This window comes from Vicinamibacteria bacterium, from assembly GCA_035620555.1.
In the GTDB taxonomy this organism is placed as follows: domain Bacteria; phylum Acidobacteriota; class Vicinamibacteria; order Marinacidobacterales; family SMYC01; genus DASPGQ01.
Window position 1 is genome coordinate 1 of record DASPGQ010000562.1, and the last position, 2,226, is coordinate 2,226.

Sequence of the window (2,226 nt, forward strand, 5' to 3'; positions counted from 1 at the left end):
AATCATCTCGGCCGTCGGTGACGGCAGCGTCGCGTTCCCAGGGGCAATGATCCGGGACAGGATGTCCGCCTCGCTCTGTGTGGCTGTGCTAGCCATGGTGAAAGGATGTCACGAGTCGCCCTCGCGCCGCCAAAGGCGGGAACCCGACAGGTCCCATCCCAATCGACAGGTCGATGGAAGTTGGCGCCAAGCTCCCAGAGAGTCATACGACCTCCTGTCCCGGGAGCAGAGAAGACCCTCATGGTGGCCACATCAGCTTGGCGGTGGGCTCGCCGTCGTGACCGAGAGAAAGATCGTACCGGGAATCAGGGCTTAAGCTTCCGGCGGCGTCCGGCAACTCGGCCGGAAAGGGACTAAAATACAAACAGTAGGGAAGTATGTCAGGGACATCGCCACGATTGGATCGTGAGAGGGACCAAAGACCGGCACCCGACCTGAATCCTTATGTCGGCGAATGGGTCGTCATCCAGAACGACACGGTCGTCGAGCACGGCCGCGACCTGGAAGAACTGGCGAGCAAAGCTCGGTCGCGAGGCATTCGCCGTCCCCGGGTCGTCTTCGTCCCGCCGCACAACCCTGCTCACACCAAACTAGACTAGGGCTGTAGATGCCCGATGTTTCCTATCGCTTCGAGCTCGACTATTTGCGCGATCCGAGGACCGGGTTACCTTTCCCAGGTATTTGGCTCGTCCTTCCCCCGAAGAAGATCGCGAGCTCGAGGTCCAGTGCCATCTCCATAGCGGTTGTTTTGCGCCATAAGCTCAAGTCATGAGCAATCCCTCCGAGACGCTCGAGCGCTTCATCGACCACCTGACGCGCGGCTTCACGCCGGAGCTGGCCAAGCATTTTGCGGAGCTTCCGACGCCTAACCCGGAGTTTCAGCCGCGACTGGACGTGCTTGCAACGAAGGCCAATGAAGGGTCGCTGAGCGACGAGGAACGCGAAGAATACGAAAAGTACGTGGAGTACATCGACTTCGTCGCCTACATGAGGCTCAAGGCACGGTCCCGCGCTAACGCATCCGCTCCATAACGGACGCGGAGACGAGACGCCTCGTCCGTGCACGCGCTAACGAGCGTTGTGAGTACTGCGGCATTCATCAGCGCATCTATTCCGACTTCGCTTTCCATGTCGAGCAGATCGTCGCGAGACAACACGGGGGAGGAGACGATCGGTACATCGATGCCACGCTCTTGACCAACCCGGAGCTCGCGCTCGACCGCTCAGGGCACCATGACCCTACCGTACAACTGTTCAAGAAGCTCGAGTTTGGATTCTTGACGGAGATACAGAAGGGGAGACGTATTGCAAACGACGATACGTTCAGGCATTCAGGACGTCTTGGCGTAATTCCTCGGGTGTTACCCGGAAAGGCGCCACCTCGTAGCGCCGAAGCACCAGCAGGAATTCCGCACGGGACAATCCAGCGAGTTCGGCAGCCCATCCAGACGATAGCTTGCCCAACTCGAAGAGCTTGACTGCCGCCTGAAGGACGAGCTCGCGCGCAAACGATTCCGAATCCGTCTTGAGGCTGACAAGCGCCTCGTCGGGAACTTCAACGCTTACTCGACTCATCGCCTTCCTGATTCGTTCTACCTCAGCAAACTCGAACCGCGTTCCTAGCAAAAGCTGGGCAGTGTACGGAGTTCCCGCTCCAGTACCTGCACCAGCTTCGATATATTTGGACATCCTCCCGACAGCCCACATTCCCACGCTCGCCCGCATGTTCGAGAAGCGCCGTCGCGGCTACAAAGCATGGGGTATACGCTCGAAACGGACGCGCCGTCGTTCAGAGACACCTCTTCGGTAGCCGAGCAGCTGGGCGTGCTGCCGGAAATACCCAACGAGCCCTAATCGTTGCACGCGGGCGGAGAGTGTCAGGGCGAGACCGACCCGTCCGCAGCGGCAATGGTCCCAACGGCCACTCACTTGATGGGGCCGAAGAAGAACTCGTTGTTCTGCGGGTCGACCGCGAAACGCATGCGTTCCAGAAGTCCCGAGTAGCCGAGAAAAGTCGCTGCATGAGGCGGCCAGTCGGCAGAAACGAAGACGGTCGCGTCGAGTCGAAGCGACTCGCCGTCATCGGCAAAGAGCGTAACCGGCGTTTGGACCAAATACCCGGTGACGGTGCAAAATCGAGTGGAAAGCGCAATCGGTTCTCCATCGGCGGCGAAAAGACCCAGTTCCTTCGCAACCTCCGTGTTCAAGACCGACCAATCGGCGCCT

Annotated in this window: 4 protein-coding genes; 2 read left to right on the forward strand and 2 right to left on the reverse strand. The window is 59.4% G+C overall.

What is annotated here, in order from left to right; all coding sequences use genetic code 11:
* The first annotated feature begins 398 nt into the window (after nt 1-398).
* Complete coding sequence (locus VEK15_22700; protein ID HXV63529.1) at nt 399-599, forward strand: DUF5678 domain-containing protein; 201 nt, start codon at nt 399-401, stop codon at nt 597-599.
* Nucleotides 600-768: 169 nt separating this feature from the next.
* The gene (locus VEK15_22705; protein HXV63530.1) at nt 769-1,032 is read left to right on the forward strand and encodes a hypothetical protein; all 264 of its coding nucleotides are present in this window, start codon (nt 769-771) and stop codon (nt 1,030-1,032) included.
* A gap of 291 nt (nt 1,033-1,323) precedes the next feature.
* Here the strand turns inward: VEK15_22705 and VEK15_22710 are convergent, their stop codons facing one another.
* Nucleotides 1,324-1,689, reverse strand: coding sequence for a UPF0175 family protein (locus VEK15_22710; protein HXV63531.1), 366 nt, complete (start codon nt 1,687-1,689; stop codon nt 1,324-1,326).
* Between the two features lie 236 nt (nt 1,690-1,925).
* Nucleotides 1,926-2,226, reverse strand: a 301-nt coding sequence (locus tag VEK15_22715) for a hypothetical protein (GenBank protein HXV63532.1), incomplete at its 5' end; no start/stop codon positions are given.

What these genes read in the sequence shown, in the direction of transcription:
- VEK15_22710 (HXV63531.1), bottom strand. Translation starts at nt 1,689, where the DNA reads ATGTCCAAATATATCGAAGCTGGTGCAGGTACTGGAGCGGGAACTCCG.
- VEK15_22705 (HXV63530.1), top strand. Translation starts at nt 769, where the DNA reads ATGAGCAATCCCTCCGAGACGCTCGAGCGCTTCATCGACCACCTGACG.